1 protein-coding gene and 1 pseudogene are annotated in these 807 nt (G+C 64.6%); both read right to left on the bottom strand.

Annotation, left to right across the window (positions count from 1 at the left end):
- A pseudogene (locus ADIMK_RS20575) lies at positions 1–449 on the bottom strand (amino acid ABC transporter permease); the annotation flags it as partial.
- 10 nt (positions 450–459) lie between these two features.
- Positions 460–807 (bottom strand): ABC transporter permease subunit (locus ADIMK_RS20570; protein WP_036192277.1); only part of this gene is annotated, 348 nt, incomplete at its 5' end.

Here is an 807-nt window from a genome sequence, read left to right as displayed (position 1 = left end):
TCCACCGCTTCCAGGCCGAAGTGACCGCCGGTCAGCAGGATGTAGGCGATGATCGGGTAGACGATCAGCGTCAGCACCACAGCAAGCTTCTTCGCCGGAATCCTCGGGATCGCCAGCCAGAGCAGCAGCGCCAGCAGCAGGACGAAGTTCAGGTTCAGACGCCAGGTCTCATCGTGCGGGTAGAAGCCGTACAGGAACTGGTCGATGCGCTGGCCGATGAACACCCAGCAGGCCCCGCCGGAGGTGCAGTCCGCACGCGTGGTGCCGGCCCAGTCGGCACTGAAGAGCACCCAGTCCAGCACGGGGCTGAGCAGGGTCACGGCCAGGTAGGCCAGTACCAGCGTGGCCAGGCTGTTGATCGGGCCGTTGAACAGGTGCTTGCGCGCCCAGCCGACGACACCGATGGTGCTGGCCGGGGCGGGCAGGGTCGGTTGTGGATCGTATTTCATGATGCGCTCCTCAGCGTGTGACCAGCGCCATGCGCTTGTTGTACCAGTTCATGAACAGCGACGTGAGGATACTCAGCGTCAGGTAGACCGCCATGGTCATCGAGATCACCTCGACGGCCTGACCGGTCTGGTTCAGCGTGGTACCGGCAAATACCGAGACCAGGTCCGGGTAGCCGATGGCGGTGGCCAGCGAGGAGTTCTTGGTCAGGTTCAGGTACTGGCTGGTCAGCGGCGGAATGATCACCCGCATCGCCTGCGGAATGATGATCAGGCGCAGGGTGCGCACCTTGGGCAGGCCCAGTGCCGAGGCCGCTTCGATCTGGCCGTGGGGCACCGCCAGGATGCCACCGCGCACCGT

This window comes from Marinobacterium lacunae, assembly GCF_000705555.1.
GTDB classification, from domain to species: Bacteria; Pseudomonadota; Gammaproteobacteria; order Pseudomonadales; family Balneatricaceae; genus Marinobacterium_D; species Marinobacterium_D lacunae.
Note: the sequence above shows the minus strand (reverse complement) of the source record. Positions and strands in the feature narration are given on the sequence as shown.